Below are 16,968 nucleotides of genomic sequence, written 5' to 3' on the forward strand. Positions count from 1 at the left end.
CGGCCCGAGGAACACCCCGCTGTCATCTCCGTAATCAGCGACCGAAGCGCACGTCTCAATCAGCAGCCAGGGCGTCCCGGAGAGCCGGGCGGCCACTCCTTCGAAGCCACTGAAGGCAGAGAACCATAAGCCACACCCGGCCCCCCGGGCCGCCTAACAACTTACGGAGAACCATGAGCCAGCCCATCGACGCCGTCGCCGCGGGTCACACCCCCGAGGACGAGCCCGCAGGTCCCGACACCTCGGCCTGGTCGTTCGAGACCAAGCAGGTCCACGCCGGTGCCGTACCGGACCCGACGACCGGGGCGCGGGCGACACCGATCTACCAGACCAGCTCGTTCGTGTTCCGTGACACCCAGCACGCCGCGGACCTGTTCTCGCTGGCCGAGCCCGGCAACATCTACACCCGGATCCACAACCCCACCCAGGACGTCTTCGAGCAGCGCGTCGCCGCCCTCGAAGGCGGGGTCGCCGCCGTCGCCCTCGCCTCCGGGCAGGCCGCGGAGACCCTCGCCATCCTGACGCTGGCGTCCGCGGGCGACCACCTCGTCTCCAGTACGTCCCTGTACGGCGGCACGTACAACCTGTTCCGGCACACGCTGCCGAAGTTCGGCATCGAGGTGTCGTTCGTCGACGACCCCGACGACCTGGAGGCGTGGCGAGCCGCGATCCGGCCGAACACGAAGGCCCTGTTCGCCGAAACGCTCGGCAATCCGCGCGGCAACGTCCTCGACGTGCGAGGGGTGGCCGAGGTCGCGCACGCGGCGGGGGTGCCACTGATTGTCGACAACACAGTGCCGACCCCGTATCTCCTCCGGCCGATCGAGCACGGCGCCGACATCGTCGTCCACTCGGCAACGAAGTTCCTCGGCGGGCACGGCACCACGATCGGCGGTGTCGTGGTCGACGGCGGCACTTTCGACTTCGGCGCGCACGTGGAGCGCTTCCCCGACTTCAGCGAGCCGGACCCCAGTTACCACGGCCTGCGCTACTGGCCGGCGCTCGGCCCGGGCGCCTTCGCCATCAAGCTGCGCGTGCAGTTGCTGCGCGACCTCGGCCCGGCGATCGCACCGCACTCGGCGTTCCTGCTCCTCCAGGGCTTGGAGACACTCAGCCTGCGCATCGAGCGGCACTCCGCCAACGCCCAGGCTCTGGCGGAGTGGCTGGAGCAGCGCGACGAGGTGGCCGCCGTCCACTACCCGGGACTTGAGTCCAACCGGTGGTACGAAGCGGGGCAACGATATCTACCGCGCGGTGCCGGGGCGGTGCTGGCCTTCGAGCTGCGGGACGGGGTCGAGGCCGGGAAGCGGTTCGTGGACGCGGTCGAGCTCTTCAGTCATCTCGCCAACATCGGAGACGTACGCAGTCTCATCATCCACCCCGCCTCTACCACCCACAGTCAGCTGGACGAGGCGCAGTTGGCGGCGACCGGCACCTCGCCGGGGCTGGTGCGGCTGTCGGTCGGGATCGAGAACCTCGCGGATCTGAAGGCCGACCTGGAGGCCGGGTTCCGGGCGGCCAAGGGCGCGTCCTGAGCACCGTACCGACTCCGTCGGCGGTCCCCCTTCCGCCGGCCTCCGGGGCCTGGCGAGAGGGGGACCCGCCCGGGCGCCGTCAGTGGCACGCCCGGGAGAAGCCCCTCGCTCTGGAGGCGGGCGGTGAACTCCCGGGTGTGCGGCTGGCGTTCGAGACCTGGGGGCGGCTCGCACCGGACCGCTCGAACGCCGTGCTGGTGTTGCACGCGCTCACCGGTGACAGTCATGTCGCCGGTCCCGCCGGGCCGGGGCATCCCACCTCCGGCTGGTGGGACGCGCTCGTCGGACCCGGTCAAGTCCTCGACACGGAGCGGTGGTTCGTCGTCGCGCCGAATGTGCTCGGCGGTTGTCAGGGCAGCACCGGGCCGTCCTCGCTCCGGTCCGACGGGCGGGCATGGGGAGGCGGCTTCCCATTCGTGACACAGCGCGACCAGGTCGCCGTAGAGGCCGGTCTCGCGGATGAACTGGGCGTCGAGCGTTGGGCGTTGGTGGTCGGCGGGTCCATGGGTGGGATGCGGGCGCTGGAGTGGGCCGTGACGTATCCGGAGCGGACGGACGCGCTCCTGCTGCTCGCCACCACCGCTGCGGCCAGCGCCGAGCAGATCGCGTGGGCCAACATCCAGCTCCACGCCATCCGTTCGGACCCGCACTGGCACGGCGGCGACTACCACGACACCGGCGGGGGTCCCCATGCGGGACTCGGCCTGGCCCGGCGCCTGGCCCACGTCACCTACCGCAGCGAACCGGAGTTGGCGGCCCGCTTCGGCCGCGCGGCGCAGGGTGCGGAGGATCCGTGGAACGGCGGCCGGTACCAGGTCGAGTCGTATCTCGACCATCACGCCGCCAAGTTGGTGCGCCGTTTCGACGCGGGCAGTTACGTCACCCTCTCCGAGGCCATGAACAGCCATGACGTCGGCCGCGATCGCGGTGGCACGCGTGCCGCGCTGCGCCGGGTGACCGCGAGGACCCTGGTCGCCGGAGTCGACTCCGACCGGCTCTATCCGCCGTACCAGCAGGCCGAGTTGGCGGCCGGGATCCCCGCCGCGGACCGTGTCCGGCTGATCGAGTCGCCATACGGCCATGACGGGTTCCTGATCGAGACGGAGCAGGTGGCCGCGCTCGTCCGCGAACTCCTCGGCTAGCGGCCCGAGTTCACGGCTGCCCCAGTCCTGCCGTCGGCGGCTACCGGCGGCGCCAGGGCAACGCCTCCTGATCGCCCTGCACGTCCTCCTCGCGATGGAGCGCCGCATTGATCGCCTCGCCGATCTCCGCGAACTGGCGTACCTGCTCGGGCGTCAGCGCGTCGAAGACCCCGCGGCGTACGGCCTCGACGTGGCCAGGGGCCGCGCGCTCCAGGAACTCGCGGCCTTGCGCGGTGAGCACGGCGAGTTGGCTGCGCCGGTTCTCGGGGTCCTCGTAGCGGTCGAGGTAACCGGCTTCCTGGAGCCGGGTCACGGCGTGGGTCAGCCGACTGCGGGTGATCTTGAGGCGCTCGGCCAGCTCCGACATGGTCAGGGTGCCCTGCGGGATCGAGGAGAGGTGGGCGAGCAGGATGTAGTCGGAGTGTGTCATCCCCGCGTCGCGCCGCAGCTGGCGGTTGAGGTGGTCGGAGAGGAGAGTGGAGAACTCGACGTAGGCGAGCCAGGCTCGCCGCTCCTCGGCATCCAGCCAGCGTGGCGTCGTGGTCATGGCGGCACTTTAACCGGACCCGTTTGAACATTCAAACCAATGAAACTCCCCTTTTCCGCCTCTCGTGCCATCCGGGCCGGACCGATCCGACGGCCTGAAAAATGGACTAGACAACTACGGACCAGACAATTAGACCGTGTCCTACGTGGTGAGGCGGACGAACCGTTTGTAGCAGCAGAGGGCGGCGGCGAGACCGAGGAAGGCCAGGTAGTTGCGGGGATGGCGCTCGTAGCGGGGGCTGAGTCTGCGGTAGCCGGACAGCCACGACATCGTGCGCTCGATCACCCACCTGCGGCGCCCCAACCGTTCGCTGGACTCGATGCCTTTGCGCGCGATCCGGACTCCGATGCGCTTGCCGCGCAGCCATTTCCGCAGGCTGGCGTGGTCGTAGGCTTTGTCTGCGTGGAGGCGCTGGGGTTTGAAGTACCGGCCGCGGTGAGGGTCGTGTCTCGTTTGGTGACCCTCGATCATGGGCTTCAGCCCTTCGCTGTCGTGGGTGTTACCAGCTGAGATACCGACGAGGAGGGGCAGTCCGTTCGCGTCCGACAGGACGTGCATCTTGGAACCCGGCCTACCCCGGTCCACGGGGCTCGGGCCTGTGTGTTCGCCCCATTTTTAGCCCGGACGTGGGCGGTGTCGAGGACGACGCGGGTGACGTCGATGAGCCCGGCGTCGTCGAGGCGGTGCAGCACGGCTTCGTGCAGGCGGCCCCAGACGCCGGCTCTCGACCAGATCAGGAACCGGCGGTGGGCGGTCGACTTCGATATCCCGAAGCAGGGCGGCAAGGCTCGCCAGGCGCAGCCGCTGACCAGGACGTAGACGATGGCCGCGAACAGCGTTTCATCAGGCGTGTCCTGCGTTCCGCCGCCCTGCGGCCGCACTCTCGGCGGCGGGATCAGCGGCTTCGCGATCTCCCACAGACCATCCGGAACAATCCAACTCCACGTACCCCGCCCCATGACCAGCCCAACGAATGATCACCACATAGGACACGGTCCAAGCGCTTGGCCGCAGGTTCGAGTCCTACCTCGATGAGGCGTCCCGAGCGCCGATCCCCTCAAACTGATGCGGCTGCGGCTGTTCGGCATCGCCCGGGAAGACCGCCATCCACTGCGCCACCGCCCACCGCCCCGAACGCGCCGCCAAGTGCCCCCGGCAGCCAGCGCGCCGCTCAGTCCGCGGCGACGGGCTCGGGCAGTTCGGCCGGCAGGTCGCGAACGCCCAGGCGCAGGTGCTCGACGTGATAAAGGGCCTGGTCGAGGAGTTCCGCGACGTGGTTGTCGTAGAGGGCGTAGATGATCGAGCGCCCGTGCCGCTCGCCGGTGACCAGGCCGAGGTTGCGCAGCAGGCGCAGTTGGTGGGAGCAGGCCGAGGCTTCCATGCCGACGGCGTCGGCGAGGTCGCCGACCGAACAGGGGCCCTCCTGGAGCCGGGCCAGGATGTGCAGCCGGGAGGGGGTGGCGAGGGCCTGGAGGGTGGCGGCGACGTCAGCGGTGCCGACGGCGTCGAGGCGCTCGCGCGTGGTGGCACTGCTGGTGGCGTCGGTTCCGTGGCCCATGTGCCCATCATAGCCATGACACATGAAGACCTGTTCAGATGTTCCTGTATGGTGGGAGCTGTTGCCCCGTCCGCCCGTGAAGGGTTGTTTTGTCATGTCTTCTGTCCTGGATCGGCGGCCCGCGCCGGCCGTCGCAGGTCCGCGACCGACCCTTCCGCGGCGCCGCACCCGCATTCTGGTGCTGCCGGAGGCCCGTTGGGCACTCGCGGCGCTGCTGCTGTTCCTGCTCGCCCTTCCGCTGTACCTGCCGGGTGCCCCGGCCTGGTCGTGGGGTCCGCTGTTCGCCGCCACCTACGTCACCGGCGGCTGGGAGCCGGGCTGGGAGGGGCTGAAGGCCCTCAAGGACAAGACGTTGGACGTGGACCTGCTGATGGTCGTCGCGGCTCTCGGCGCTGCCGCGATCGGCCAGGTCCTCGACGGCGCGCTGCTGATCGTCATCTTCGCCACCTCCGGCGCCCTGGAGGCCATCGCCACCGCGCGGACCGCGGACTCCGTGCGCGGCCTGCTCGACCTCGCCCCCACCACGGCGACCCGGCTCCTGCCCGACGGCACCGAGGAGAGCGTCGAGGCCGAACGCCTCACGGTGGGAGACATCCTCCTGGTCCGGCCCGGCGAGCGCGTCGGCGCCGACGGCCAGGTCCTCAACGGGGCCAGTGACGTCGACCAGGCCACCATCACCGGCGAGCCGCTGCCGGTGGCCAAGCAGGTCGGGGACGAGGTGTTCGCCGGGACCGTCAACGGCACCGGCGCCCTGCGCGTACGCGTCGAACGCGACCCGGCGGACTCGGTGATCGCCCGGATCGTGAGGATGGTCGAGGAAGCCTCCGAGACCAAGGCCCCCACGCAGCTGTTCATCGAGAAGATCGAGCAGCGCTACTCGGTGGGCATGGTCCTCGCGACCCTCGCCGTCTTCGCCGTGCCGCTCGCCTTCGGCGAGGAACTGCGGTCGGCCCTGCTGCGGGCGATGACCTTCATGATCGTCGCCTCGCCGTGCGCGGTGGTGCTCTCCACCATGCCGCCGCTGCTGTCCGCGATCGCCAACGCGGGACGGCATGGCGTGCTCGCGAAGTCCGCCGTCGTGATGGAACGCCTCGGGCAGATCGACGCCGTAGCTCTCGACAAGACAGGCACCCTGACCGAGGGCACCCCCCGCGTCACCGACATCCGCCCCCTGCCCGGCAGCGGCCTGGACGAGGACGCCCTGCACCGGCTCGCCGCCTCGGCCGAGCACCCCAGCGAACATCCCCTGGCCCGCGCCGTCGTGGCGGCCGCCCTCGAACGCGGCCTGCCCCTGGCCGCCGCCTCCGACTTCGCCTCCGTCCCCGGCCAGGGCGTCACCGCCACGATCGACGGACACACCGTCCAGGTCGGCTCTCCCACCCGGTTGCCGACCGCCGGCGCCGACCAGACCTACGAGAAAGTGGTGGGGAAGTTGGAGGAGGCCGGGCGTACAGCGGTTGTCGTGCTGCTCGACGGTGCGCCGGTGGGGGTACTGGGGATCGCCGACCGGCTGCGGCCGGACGCCATCGCCACCGTCGCCGCGCTCACCCGCCTGACCGGCCACACCCCGGTCCTGCTGACCGGCGACAACGAGCGCGCCGCGCGGCACCTGGCCGCCGAGGTCGGCATCACCGAGGTACGCGCCGGCCTGCTGCCGCAGGACAAGGTGGCAGCCGTGCGGGAGTGGGAGGAGCAAGGTCGCAGGGTGCTCGTCGTTGGTGACGGCGTCAATGACGCACCCGCGCTGGCCACCGCCCACACCGGCATCGCCATGGGCAAGGCCGGCTCCGACCTCGCCCTGGAGACCGCCGACGCCGTCGTCGTCCGCGACGAGCTGGCCACCATCCCCACCGTCGTGAAGCTCTCACGCGCCGCGCGCCGCCTGGTCATCCAGAACCTGGCCATCGCCTGTGTGTTCATTACCGCGTTGGTCGCCTGGGATCTGATCGGCAGTCTCCCGCTGCCCCTGGGCGTCGCCGGGCATGAGGGCTCCACCGTCATCGTCGGCCTCAACGGCCTCCGTCTGCTGCGCGAGACCGCCTGGACGAACCTCGCCAAGGACACTGCGTGAGCAGACGCACCTGCCGTGCCGACCCCCTGCGGGGGGTGGCACGGCAGGTGCGTGTTGTTGTTCTTGCTCCCCACTCCCGTGTCAGTGGAGGGTCAGTTGCAGCATTCGCACCCGGGACCGCAGCCGCACGCATCGCCCACCTCGACATAGACATCGGCTTCGGCGGCCGGAACCGCCGCAGCGCCGGAAGTCGCGCAACAGCCTTTGCCCTGCCAGGCATCGCGGCCCTCCTTGACGGCGACAGCGGCGATGACGAGCGCGGAGACGGGGTCGGCCCAGGACCAGCCGAGGGTGACGTTGAGGATCAGACCGGTCAGGAGCACACCGGAGAGGTAGGTGCACAGCAGGGTCTGTTTGGAGTCGGCGACCGCGCTGGCGGAGCCGAGTTCACGGCCCGCGCGGCGCTGGGCGGCGGACAGGAACGGCATCACGGCAAGGGAGAGGGCGGCCAACACGATGCCGGGGACCGAGCGTTCGGCCTCGCCGGAGCCAGTGAGGGCGCGCACGGCGTCTGCGGTGACATAGGCGGCGAGCGCGAAGAACGAGACGGCGATGATGCGCAGGGTGGTCTTCTCGCGGGCATCGCGTACAGCGTGCTCACGGGCGGAGAACTGCCAGGCGACCGCGGCGGCCGAGGAGACCTCGATGACGGAGTCCAGCCCGAAGCCGATCAGGGCGGTGGACGAGGCGAGGGTGCCGGCGGTCAGGGCGACGACCGCCTCGACGACGTTGTAGGTGATCGTCGCGGCGACCAGCAGGCGTATCCGGCGGGCCAGCAGATCGCGGCGGACCGGGGACGGGCCCAGGGATATCGCGGCCATCAGCAGCACCCCTTGCCGTCGGCGTCGACGCACGTGCGGCCGGACTCGACAGCCACCACGGCGGTACGCAGGTCGTCCAGTGCGTGCCCGAGGCGTTCGTCGGCCAGCTCATAGCGGGTACGGCGGCCGTCGGGCACGGTGACGACCAGGCCGCAGTCGCGCAGACACGCGAGGTGGTTGGACAGCCGGGTGCGGGAGACGCCGAGGGCGTCGGCGAGATCGGCGGGGTAGGCCGGGGCCTCGCGCAGGGCGAGCAGGATGCGGCAGCGGATCGGGTCGGCGAGCGCGCGGCCGAACCGGGCCAGTACGTCGATGTCAGAGGCAACAGTCAGCACGACCCGACAGTACACAGATTCCTGAATTCAGACAATCATGAATTGTCGGCCGGTCGGCCACCGCGCCCGCCGCGGACCCCCGCACGGCCCCGCGCCGCCGACGGCCCCGCGCCGCCGACGGCCCCTTCGCCGCCATCGACCGTTCACCGTCGCCTCACACCCGAGTTGACACTTACATGGACATGGATTTCATTTTCATCTACGGTGTTTGACTGTACCGAAGCGGCGAACGCTGATGGAGGTGATCCGCTGTGGGTGGGCGGACAACCCGGCAACGGAGGGCGGTTCGGCGTTTGCTCGCGGGGCGTCAGGACTTCGTGTCGGCCCAGGAGTTGCACGCCCTGCTGGTCGCCGAGACCCTGCCGATCGGCCTGACCACCGTCTATCGCGCACTGCGTGAGCTGGAGGCTCACGGTGGGGTCGACGTCGTACGCGACGAGGCGGGCGAGCGGCTCTACCGCCGGCGGTCCGCCGACGGTCATCGTCACTACCTGGTCTGCCGCTGTTGCGGCCGCAGCCGTCCGGTGGAGGCCGAGGTCGTCGAGGAGTGGGTCGACCGGATTGCCGTCGACACCGGGTTTGCCGCGGTACAGCACACCGTCGAACTCACCGGCCTGTGCGCCGACTGCGACACCACCGCAGACGAACGAGGAGAGGGGCCGTCGTGCCGCTGGGAGCCCGATCACCGAGGCAGCCGGGGCCGAGCCCGCAGCTGCGCGAGTTGAAGGAGACCGTGCGCCGGCTGCTCGGCCTCGACGAGGACACCGCCGTCATGGTCCGCCAGCTCGCCTGCACCGAGCCGGGCTGTCCGCCCGTGGAGACGGTCGTCGCCGTACTCCCCATGGACGGAGCGGCCCGCCGCTGGACCCTGCACGTGCTCGCCGACCGGATCACCGAGGCCGACCTGCGCCGCGTCCTGCTCGCCACCGACCAGGACCAACAGAACCACTAGGAGCCCGAATTGACCACCACAGCGGAATCTCGTGACACGCGAGTGCCCGTCACCGTCCTGACCGGCTTCCTCGGCTCGGGCAAGACCACCCTGCTCAACCGCATTCTCACCGAGCACCACGGCATGCGGATCGCCGTGATCGAGAACGAGTTCGGCGAGGTCGGCATCGACGACGCGCTCGTCCTCGACGCCGAGGAAGAGATCTTCGAGATGAACAACGGCTGCATCTGCTGCACCGTGCGCGGAGACCTCATCCGCATCCTGGGCGCGCTGATGCGCCGCCGCGAGAAGTTCGACCACATCCTCATCGAGACCACCGGACTCGCCGATCCGGCGCCCGTCGCCCAGACCTTCTTCATGGACGACGAGATCGCCGCCCAGCTGCGCCTGGACGCCATCGTCACCCTCGTCGACACCGCCCACGTGCTCCAGCACCTCGACGAGGTCAAGCCCGAGGGTGTGGAGAACGAGGCTGTCGAGCAGATCGCCTTCGCCGACCGGGTCGTCCTCAACAAGACCGACCTCGCCGACGAGGAGACCATCGGGCACGTGATCCGCCGCGTCCGCGCGATCAACTCCGGCGTGCGCGTCATCCCCGCCCAGCACGCCCGCATCGACCTCCAACAGGTACTGGACGTAGGTGCGTTCGACCTGGAGCGGGTGCTCGCCGACGACCCGTCCTTCCTCACCGACACCGAGCACCAGCACGACGCCACCGTCACCTCGGTCGGCATCGACCTGCCCGGCGAACTCGACGAGGACAAGCTCAACCCCTGGCTCGGCACACTGCTCCGCACCAAGGGCGTCGACATCTTCCGCTCCAAGGGCATCCTCGCCATCGCCGGGGCACCGAAGCAGTACGTCTTCCAGGGCGTACACATGCTCCTGGACGGGGAGTTCGGCCGGGACTGGCGGGACGGCGAGGAACGGCGCAACCGGCTCGTCTTCATCGGCCGCAACCTCGACCGCAAGGAACTGGAGCGCGGCTTCGCGGCGTGCCTGGCCACGGCGGGAGCGGTCGCGTGAGCACCGCCGTCGAAGCTCCGACGGTGTGGGACATCGCCGTCGACGACGCACCCGTCTCCCTCAGCGCACGCGGCGACCTGGTCGCCGTCGCCGGGGCCGAGGGCACAGTCCGGGTGCTGGATGCGGCCATGGGAGCCGAGACGGGTTCCCTTGAGCTGCCGGGTGGGTCGCTGTCCGTCCAACTCGCGCCGGATGCCGGCCACTTGGCTGCCACCGGGCCGATGGGCTACGCGCTCTGGCGGCGCACGGATGGAAGGACGACCGTCCGGGAGTCCGGTGCCTGGTCCGCGGCCGCCGCCTGGGCCGACCCCGAGCGGGTCGCCATCGCCTCCGGACGCCGTGCCCTCGTACTCGACACGGACGGCGAGGAGTTGTGGCGTACGGACCCCGCCGCGTCCACCGTCACCGACCTCGCCTGGATGCGGCAGGGGCGGCGGCTCGCGGTGGCCGCGTACGGGGCGGTGCACGGGCACGAGCGGCACACGCCGAAGCCGGTGGTGACCTACCCGTACGTCGGCTCGCACCTCGCCCTCGCCGTCGCGCCCACAGGCCGGTGGATCTGCAGCGGCAACCAGGACGCGTCCATCCACATCTGGCGCATCCGGGACGCCGGCGACCTGACCATGTCCGGCTACCCGGAGAAGATCTCCCGCCTCGCCTTCGACGACAGCGGATTCTGGCTCGCCGCCGACGGAGCACCGGACATCACCGTCTGGGACTTCTCCGGCAAGGGGCCGGAAGGCACAGCGCCGCGCTCTCTGCGCTGCCACGAGACGATCACGGCACTGGCGTGGCGGCCGGGCGCCGGCGGCCAGCTGGCCAGCGGCGGGGACGACGGCACGGTGGCGCTGTGGTACGCCACGGCCGGACGGGCACAGCAACGCCTGCGCCCGGCACGGGAGTTGACCGGTGACGGCACGGCCGTCGCGGCGCTCGCCTGGGCCGGACCGCACCTGCTGATCGCCGCGTACCGGAACGGCCGCGTCCGGGCCTACGGCGTCCCCTCCAGGGCCGCCCTGTGAACCCTCGTACGGTGACGATCGACGCCACCCGCTCGCAGCCCTGCACGATCGTCGTCTGCCGGGGCTGCTGTTGCGGCGACCCGCGCAAACACCCCGGTACCGACCACGCCTGGCAGCTGGACCGGCTGCGCTCCGGCGCAGCCGAGCACGGCTTCCACGTCCGTACGACGGAGTGCCTCGGCCCCTGCGACCAGGCCAACGTCATCGTCGTCCAGCCCTCCGCCGACGGACGCCGGGCCGGCGGCCGGGCCGTCTGGATCGGTTTCGCGATGGACGACGACTGCACGGAGGAGGTCGTGAACTGGGCGGCGGCCGGCGGACCGGGCGTCGCGCAGCCCCCGGCCACGCTGGAGCTCCAGTTCGTCCGCCCGCCACGCGAGGCCCGGCTCCGTGCACGCCGGTGAGCATCCCGACGAGGCAGAGGGCGGCCGCGACATCATCGTGGCCGCCCTCCCCCGTAGCCCTTCGGGCACGGGAGGTGCCCCCATTCGCTCCGACTACGCTCCGCTCGACGAAGCCACCGCCACGTCGGTAGCCGCCACCCTCCAGGCACTGGCCACCCCCTCCCGACTGCTGATCCTCACCACCCTGCGCCACTCCGCGCACTCGGTCACCGAACTCGCCGCCGCCGTCGGCATGGAACAGTCCGCCGTCTCCCACCAACTCCGCCTCCTGCGCGCCCTTGGCCTCGTCACCGGGCAACGCGACGGCCGTCGTATCGTCTACCGCCTCTACGACGACCACGTCGCCCAGCTCCTCGACCAGGCCGTCCACCACATCGAGCACCTGCGGCTCGGCGCACGCACACTCGACTGACATCGAAGCGGGCACCGGGCGCCGCGCGTCGACCAATACATGCGTAGATTGCTATATGTTAATGTCGCCATGCATCGCCTGCGGGGCACAGCCGCAGGCACCCTGAAAGCAGAAGCGGAAGCAGGAGTACGACATGACCACCGCCACCGGGCACCGCACGCACGACAGCCACACGCACACCCACGGCGAGGGCTGCGGCCACGTCGCCATCCCGCACGAGGACCACGTCGACTACGCGCACGACGGCCACCTCCACAAGGCCCACGAGGCCCACGTCGACGAATGTGCGAGCACCGGCCACGGCACCCATGAGGGGCACGACCACCAGCACGGCCAGGGCTGCGGCCACGTCGCCGTACCGCACGAGGACCACGTCGACTACGTGCACGACGGCCACCGCCACGCCGCCCACGAGGGCCACTGGGACGATCACTGAGCTTCTTCGAGTTGGCCACCGATCAGGTGACGGCCTACGAACCGCAACGAGCGAGGCCCCCGGGCTGTTGATCGAGATGTCTGACGTCTCAACCACGTTGCTCGGGGGCCTCGTTGGTCATCTATCCTGCCGCACTCGACCTGCCGCATGCGCTCGTGGAGTGGGTCACGATGCTCATCGTCACCCGTGAGGGTGACCGGCGCTGCAAGCTCCGCCCGTCCCAGCGCGCGATGGTGGCACTGGTGTACCTGCGCGAACACACCACCCTCGCGAAGATCGCTGCCGGGTTCGGGATCAGCGAGTCCACCGCCCACGCCTACACCAGCACGGTCATCGGCCTGCTCGCCGAACGCGCGCCGGGGCTGCTGAAGGTCCTGCGCGAGGCCGAGGAGGACTTCGTCCTGCTGGACGGCACGCCCGCCGAGTGCGACCGGGTCGGCGACGGCCGGGCCGACTACTCCCACTGTGAGGATGGTGGTCGTGTCGTTCTGGCCACGGCTTGACTCGTACTCTCACTGGCCACTTGTGCCTTGTGTTTGATCTGTCAGCCGGGCCGGAACGACACGCACCGGCACCGGGCCGGCGGAGCGTGTCCCGATAGGGGCCTTGGCCTCGAAGGCACCGTCACAGTTCTGACCGCTCCACCGACCGGCGCTGACTATCGGTACGTCGTCGAACAGGAGCACAGTGACCACCCTCGGCATGCCTGCTGCCCTTCCTGCCATCCACGATGTCGAGGCTGCGGCCGAGCCGCGCATGGTGGTGCTCGGCGTCGACACTCACAAGGACGTGCACGTCGCCGCCGTCCTTGACCACCTTGGCAGGCTGCTGAGCAGCGGGGAGTTCCCGGCCACCGCGGCCGGCTACCGCCACCTTCTCGACTGGGCACGCCAGTGCGGGACGGTGCTGCGCGCCGGGGTGGAATGCACCGGCTCCTACGGCGCGGGCCTGGCCCGCTTCCTCGCGACCCAGCAGGTTTCGGTGGTGGAGGTCAACCAGCCCGACCGATCCACCCGGCGCCGCCGCGGCAAGACCGACGCCGTCGACGCCGAGGCCGCCGCCCGGGGCGCGCTGTCGGGCATGGCACGGGCGCTACCGAAGAGCGGCGACGGGCACGTGGAAGCACTGCGTATGCTCCGGTTGGCGAAGAACTCCGCGGTCAAAGCCCGTACTCAAGCGCTCAACCAGCTCAAGTCCGTGCTGGTCAACGCTCCGTCCGCCCTACGCGAGGAGCTGGAGCCGCTCTCGACTTCGCTACTGCTCCGCCGATGCGCAGGACTGGCCGACACCCGCGAGGACAACCCGGCAGCCGACACGGCGGTCTTCACGCTGCGGCTGCTAGCGCAGCGCGTTATGCAGCTGCGGCAGGAAGCCAACGAGCTCGGAAGACGGATGACCATAGCGGTCCGGGCTACTGCGCCCAGCCTGCCGGAGCAGCTCGGGATCGGACCCGACAGTGCGGCGGCCCTGCTGATCACCGCAGGCGACAACCCGGAACGGCTGGCCAGCGAGGCATCATTCGCCGCCCTGTGCGGTGTCAGCCCTGTTGAGAAGTCCTCGGGGAAGAGCCAACGCCGTCGGCTCAACCGCGGCGGAGACAGGCAGGCCAACGCCGCTCTGCACCGCATCGTGGTCACCCGCATGCGACAAGACGAGCGCACTCGCCTCTACCTGGAGCGACGCACCGCCGAAGGAAAGGGAAAACGCGAGGTCATGCGCTGCCTGAAACGCTACGCAGCCCGCGAGGTATACCACCTGATCCACGCCGACATGATCACGCGTCACCAGCAGCCTCATACTTCAGCAACCCTAATGATCGCAGCTTGACGAACATAGGGGCATCAAACACCGCCGGCACGGAGTGAACGTGCAGGTGGTCACCGACCCGGACGGCCGGCTGCTGTCGCTCACCCGCACTGCCGGGCCGCACTCACGACCTGACCGCTGCCCGCACCCACCGGATCATCCGCATCTGCGAGCGCCAGGGCGTCCCCATCCTGGCCGACCTCGCCTACCAGGGCGGCGGCCCGTGGGTGAGCACCGGCATCAAACGCAGGCCCCTGCAGGAACTCACCCTCACCGAGAAGACCCTCAACCGGGCCCTGGCCGCGGCACGGGCACCCGTTGAACGCGGCGTCGCACGCCTGAAGTCCTGGCAGATCTTCCGCAGATCCCGATGCAGCCCGAACCGCATGACGCGAATCGCCAAGGCTGTCCTCACTCTGGAGCGGCAACGCTGAAGAACCTCAGTGGTGAAAGAGCTCCCCGTCCGCGGCGCGCCCGCATTCAGCGCAGCCGCGCGAGCAGCAGATTCGGATCCGTGCGCGTGAGGTACGCCCCGCTCGCCACGTACACGGTCGAGCCCTTGACCGCCACCGAGGTCGGGTTCTCGATCCCGTCCGCCGCCGTCAGTACCGTCTGAACCATGCCGTCCGAGCTGACGATGCTGGCCTGGTTGGTGCCGTTCTGGGCGGCCAGCACCTGGTCGCCGCGGCCGGTGAAGGTGAAGTCGTCGATCCCGGACAGGCCGGTCGCCTTGACGGTGTCCGTACCTGCCGTGCCGTCCTTGTTGATCGGTACCCGAAGCAACGTACCGTTGCCGGTGTTGGTCACCCACACGGCGCCGTTGTGCACCTTGACACCGTTGGCCCCCAACGAGGACGTCGAGGTCGAACCGGGCTGGAAGTCGCCTCCCTGTGTCCACAGGGAGGCGACCCTCGTCCTCAGCGACACCTTCCACACGGTGCCGGACGAGGAGTCGGTCGCGTACAAGGTGTCACGGCTCGCGTCGATCGCCAGGCCGTTCAGCACCTTCACTTCGGGCATCGCCACCACCAGCACGGGAGTGCCACCGCCCGCCGGGATCCGATAGATGCCGGAATTGGCGCCCGCGTTGTAGTTGACGTAGAGCGTGCCGTCGGCGGTACGTACGATGCCGGACGCCGTCGCCGTCGCGCTGCCGGTGGGCGGCGCGGGAAGGGTCGCCAGTACGGTGATCGTCCCGCTCAAGGCCACCTGGGCCACCTGCCGGGACTTCTGGAACGTCACATCGGCGGCCCCGCCCGGCTCCAGCGTGATGTTCTCCGGCTGCTGCAGGGTGGCGATGTCGAAATGGACGACCTCGCGCGCACCGCTCAGCGGCGCGGTGGCACCGAAAGCGGTGCCTGTGGTTTGTGTGCCGACGGCCAGTCCGGCGAGCGTGACCGCGCTCAGCAGGAGGGAGCGGTGATAGCGGCGAAGGCGAATGGAAATGAGGGCTCCCCGGGTCGTTGGCGGACCGATGCGAGCAGTTGACGGGCCTGATGCTCGCAACCTTGTCTGAGAACAGCCCAGGATTCGCATGAGAAACCCTCTTATCGCCCTGCCAACCGCGCCGCCCGCTCGGGCCGGCGGATTCAACTGATGTGCGCGAGCAGCAGATCTGGGTCCGTGGGCGTGAAGTACGTACCGCTCGCCACGTACGCGTCGCACCCTTGGCCACCACCGACGTCGGGTTCGCGCCGAAGGCCGAGTACCGGACCAATGGGCATCCGGCCAGTATCTGGGTGCGCGAGGACGTGCTCCTCAACAGACTCACAAGTCTTGTGTGCGGCCGGGTGTTCGCCGACACCCGACGTCAGGTGCTGGAAGCCTACGTGGCGGCCGTGAATCAGACCGTCAACCGTGCGCTGTCGGCGGCGCGGGCACCGGTCGAGCCCGGCATCGCACGACTGAAGTCCTGGCGCATCTTCCGCAAGGCCTGGTGCAGCCCGAACTGCATGTCGTCAATCACCACCGCCATCCTCACCCTGGAGCGGCACCGCTGAAAAGGCTCACTGGTCAATCCCCCGGCGGCCCTCACCCAGATCGAAAATCATTGTCACTTGCTAATGTATGCATATGACGACGACTCCCCCCTCCCCGACAGCTCCCGCGGACGAGCCGATACGCGCCCTGGAGGCAGCGAGTGACCTCCTCAAGGCACTGGCCTCGCCCGTCCGCCTCGGCATCGTGCGGGAGCTGTCCGGGGGCGGAAAGTACGTCCACGAATTGGTCGCTGCCCTCGGCGTGAGCCAGCCGCTGGTCTCCCAGCACCTTCGCGTTCTGCGCAACTCCCGCATCGTGACCGCCCGGCGGCAGGCCCGCGAGATCCAGTACGGCCTCACCGACGACCACGTCGCCCACATCGTGCTGGACGCCATCCGGCACGCACAGGAGTAGCCCCTCAGTTGAGGCGGGCGACCTGCCATGGAGCGGGGGCCGCGCGGAGCCGCTCGGGCAGCGTGCCGTCGTCGGGCATCCCGCCTCGCAGCCACACCCCGACCGCTTCGGCGTCGGCGACGGTGACGATCGGGCCGATACGTACGACGCCCCCGGTGGGCCTGCGGTCCACCGTGCACGGCTGCACCACGGCATGCAGTCCGCGGTCACGACAGCAGTGCAGAACTCTCTCCAGGCACCCGGTGGAGACCATGGCCCCGTGCGGGCAGCCTCGAACGGCCCGCCGCAGCACGTCCACCACTTGGTCCGTCGCGACCCGGCAGGACGAGCAGACGACAAGGGTGAACGGGTGGCTCCGGTGGCCGCGACCCGCGTCGCTCATGTCCGTGCCCTCCTTTGGATTCGGACTCAACTCGCTCCGACAGCAAGCCATTTGGCGGCGGGTGATTTGACACCGCACAACCACCTCCCCACTCTATGGTCATGAAATCCATTTCCAACAGCGGT

General features: G+C 69.8%; 19 protein-coding genes and 3 pseudogenes. 15 read left to right on the plus strand and 7 right to left on the minus strand.

The features are described 5' to 3' along the window. Positions 1 to 173: 173 nt before the first annotated feature. The gene (locus SPR02S_RS57815) at positions 174 to 1,535 is read left to right on the plus strand and encodes a bifunctional o-acetylhomoserine/o-acetylserine sulfhydrylase (RefSeq protein WP_019063679.1); all 1,362 of its coding nucleotides are present in this window, start codon (positions 174 to 176) and stop codon (positions 1,533 to 1,535) included. Next, a complete protein-coding gene (gene metX / locus SPR02S_RS45315) occupies positions 1,532 to 2,677 on the plus strand; it encodes a homoserine O-acetyltransferase MetX (RefSeq protein WP_086021712.1) in 1,146 nt (381 codons plus the stop codon). The genes SPR02S_RS57815 and metX overlap by 4 nt, the downstream gene beginning before the upstream one ends. 40 nt (positions 2,678 to 2,717) lie before the next feature. Here the strand turns inward: metX and SPR02S_RS45320 are convergent, their stop codons facing one another. The 3 genes from SPR02S_RS45320 to SPR02S_RS45335 all read right to left on the minus strand — a co-directional run bounded on the left by SPR02S_RS45320 (position 2,718) and on the right by SPR02S_RS45335 (position 4,782). Next, complete coding sequence (locus SPR02S_RS45320; RefSeq protein WP_019063681.1) at positions 2,718 to 3,224, minus strand: MarR family winged helix-turn-helix transcriptional regulator; 507 nt, start codon at positions 3,222 to 3,224, stop codon at positions 2,718 to 2,720. 141 nt (positions 3,225 to 3,365) lie between these two features. Further along, positions 3,366 to 4,183, minus strand: a protein-coding gene (locus SPR02S_RS61980; protein ID WP_086021711.1) for an IS5 family transposase whose coding sequence is annotated in 2 segments (ribosomal slippage) — positions 3,366 to 3,835 and positions 3,835 to 4,183 — 819 coding nt in all. Because the reading frame shifts where the segments join, the coding sequence is not laid out codon by codon here. Between the two features lie 212 nt (positions 4,184 to 4,395). Beyond that, on the minus strand, positions 4,396 to 4,782 hold the full coding sequence (locus SPR02S_RS45335) for an ArsR/SmtB family transcription factor (protein WP_019063684.1): 387 nt from the start codon (positions 4,780 to 4,782) through the stop codon (positions 4,396 to 4,398). Positions 4,783 to 4,876: 94 nt separating this feature from the next. Here SPR02S_RS45335 and SPR02S_RS45340 point away from each other — a divergent pair, with 94 nt between their 5' ends. Next, positions 4,877 to 6,853, plus strand: a complete 1,977-nt coding sequence (locus tag SPR02S_RS45340) for a heavy metal translocating P-type ATPase (RefSeq protein ID WP_026151469.1) — start codon at positions 4,877 to 4,879, stop codon at positions 6,851 to 6,853. A 92-nt stretch (positions 6,854 to 6,945) separates the two neighbouring features. Here the strand turns inward: SPR02S_RS45340 and SPR02S_RS45345 are convergent, their stop codons facing one another. Both SPR02S_RS45345 and SPR02S_RS45350 read right to left on the minus strand, forming a co-directional pair. Continuing rightward, positions 6,946 to 7,674, minus strand: coding sequence for a cation efflux transmembrane domain-containing protein (locus SPR02S_RS45345; RefSeq protein ID WP_043258938.1), 729 nt, complete (start codon positions 7,672 to 7,674; stop codon positions 6,946 to 6,948). Then, entirely contained in the window at positions 7,674 to 8,009 is a 336-nt protein-coding gene (locus SPR02S_RS45350) for an ArsR/SmtB family transcription factor (RefSeq protein ID WP_020684276.1), read from the minus strand. Before SPR02S_RS45350 ends, SPR02S_RS45345 begins: the two co-directional genes overlap by 1 nt. Before the next feature lie 251 nt (positions 8,010 to 8,260). On the opposite strand from SPR02S_RS45350, the gene SPR02S_RS57820 reads away from it, so the two are divergent. The 10 genes and pseudogenes from SPR02S_RS57820 to SPR02S_RS57835 all read left to right on the plus strand — a co-directional run. Further along, positions 8,261 to 8,734: a Fur family transcriptional regulator gene (locus tag SPR02S_RS57820; protein WP_043258925.1), complete on the plus strand. Its 474-nt coding sequence runs from the start codon at positions 8,261 to 8,263 to the stop codon at positions 8,732 to 8,734. An 8-nt stretch (positions 8,735 to 8,742) separates the two neighbouring features. Then, entirely contained in the window at positions 8,743 to 8,961 is a 219-nt protein-coding gene (locus SPR02S_RS45360) for a hypothetical protein (protein WP_019063689.1), read from the plus strand. Positions 8,962 to 8,970: 9 nt separating this feature from the next. Continuing rightward, complete coding sequence (locus tag SPR02S_RS45365; protein WP_026151471.1) at positions 8,971 to 9,987, plus strand: CobW family GTP-binding protein; 1,017 nt, start codon at positions 8,971 to 8,973, stop codon at positions 9,985 to 9,987. Next, a complete protein-coding gene (locus tag SPR02S_RS45370) occupies positions 9,984 to 11,009 on the plus strand; it encodes a WD40 repeat domain-containing protein (RefSeq protein WP_019063691.1) in 1,026 nt (341 codons plus the stop codon). The genes SPR02S_RS45365 and SPR02S_RS45370 overlap by 4 nt, the downstream gene beginning before the upstream one ends. Before the next feature lie 11 nt (positions 11,010 to 11,020). After that, a complete protein-coding gene (locus SPR02S_RS45375) occupies positions 11,021 to 11,413 on the plus strand; it encodes a hypothetical protein (RefSeq protein ID WP_019063692.1) in 393 nt (130 codons plus the stop codon). 82 nt (positions 11,414 to 11,495) lie between these two features. Further along, positions 11,496 to 11,825 (plus strand): ArsR/SmtB family transcription factor, encoded by a 330-nt coding sequence (locus tag SPR02S_RS45380; protein WP_026151474.1) that lies wholly within the window; start codon positions 11,496 to 11,498, stop codon positions 11,823 to 11,825. Positions 11,826 to 11,958: 133 nt separating this feature from the next. Continuing rightward, positions 11,959 to 12,261: a hypothetical protein gene (locus tag SPR02S_RS45385; RefSeq protein ID WP_019063694.1), complete on the plus strand. Its 303-nt coding sequence runs from the start codon at positions 11,959 to 11,961 to the stop codon at positions 12,259 to 12,261. A 113-nt stretch (positions 12,262 to 12,374) separates the two neighbouring features. Next, a pseudogene (locus tag SPR02S_RS57825) lies at positions 12,375 to 12,725 on the plus strand (helix-turn-helix domain-containing protein); the annotation flags it as partial. A 238-nt stretch (positions 12,726 to 12,963) separates the two neighbouring features. Beyond that, positions 12,964 to 14,088, plus strand: coding sequence for an IS110 family RNA-guided transposase (locus SPR02S_RS57830; protein WP_043258940.1), 1,125 nt, complete (start codon positions 12,964 to 12,966; stop codon positions 14,086 to 14,088). Positions 14,089 to 14,104: 16 nt separating this feature from the next. After that, positions 14,105 to 14,501: pseudogene (locus SPR02S_RS57835) on the plus strand (transposase family protein); the annotation flags it as partial. A gap of 46 nt (positions 14,502 to 14,547) precedes the next feature. On the opposite strand, the gene SPR02S_RS45405 reads toward SPR02S_RS57835, so the two are convergent. Next, the gene (locus tag SPR02S_RS45405; protein ID WP_174447600.1) at positions 14,548 to 15,573 is read right to left on the minus strand and encodes an SMP-30/gluconolactonase/LRE family protein; all 1,026 of its coding nucleotides are present in this window, start codon (positions 15,571 to 15,573) and stop codon (positions 14,548 to 14,550) included. Positions 15,574 to 15,911: 338 nt separating this feature from the next. Here SPR02S_RS45405 and SPR02S_RS61130 point away from each other — a divergent pair. Continuing rightward, positions 15,912 to 16,067, plus strand: a pseudogene (locus SPR02S_RS61130) (IS5/IS1182 family transposase); the annotation flags it as partial. Positions 16,068 to 16,140: 73 nt separating this feature from the next. After that, the gene (locus SPR02S_RS45415; protein ID WP_019063700.1) at positions 16,141 to 16,461 is read left to right on the plus strand and encodes an ArsR/SmtB family transcription factor; all 321 of its coding nucleotides are present in this window, start codon (positions 16,141 to 16,143) and stop codon (positions 16,459 to 16,461) included. Between the two features lie 4 nt (positions 16,462 to 16,465). On the opposite strand, the gene SPR02S_RS59320 is transcribed toward SPR02S_RS45415, so the two are convergent. After that, on the minus strand, positions 16,466 to 16,843 hold the full coding sequence (locus tag SPR02S_RS59320) for a hypothetical protein (protein ID WP_019063701.1): 378 nt from the start codon (positions 16,841 to 16,843) through the stop codon (positions 16,466 to 16,468). Positions 16,844 to 16,968 lie beyond the last annotated feature (125 nt).

Origin of the sequence: Streptomyces prunicolor NBRC 13075 (assembly GCF_000367365.1) — a bacterium.
In the GTDB taxonomy this organism is placed as follows: domain Bacteria; phylum Actinomycetota; class Actinomycetes; order Streptomycetales; family Streptomycetaceae; genus Streptomyces; species Streptomyces prunicolor.